Here is a 310-nt window from a genome sequence, read left to right on the forward strand (position 1 = left end):
TGGTTGGTGGCGTTGATGCGCTCGATACTGGCATGGGCTTCGCCGAAGGCATCGGCGTAGGCCTGCACGTTCTTGCCGATCGGGGTCTGCTGCCACTCCAGGTCGGCGATCTGCTCCTGCAGCTTGCCGATCGCCGTCAGCGCGATCTGGGCGAAGGCCGGATCGAAGGTCGACAGGTAGTCGCGCTGGCTGCTCAGTGCGCTGGTGATGAACGGCTTGATCAGATCGAAGCTGATGGCTTCCAGGGCCTTGCCCTTTTCACTCAGGACCTTGCGCTGGCCATCGAAGGGCGACAGCCCCAGCGCCTGGT

Annotated in this window: 1 protein-coding gene; it reads right to left on the minus strand. The window is 63.5% G+C overall.

The window, feature by feature from the left end; translation table 11 throughout:
* On the minus strand, positions 1-310 hold a 310-nt coding region (locus tag J0A65_RS26900; protein WP_232850179.1), incomplete at both ends, for a hypothetical protein.

It is taken from the genome of Bowmanella yangjiangensis (assembly GCF_017255015.1).
Taxonomy (GTDB): domain Bacteria; phylum Pseudomonadota; class Gammaproteobacteria; order Enterobacterales; family Alteromonadaceae; genus Bowmanella; species Bowmanella yangjiangensis.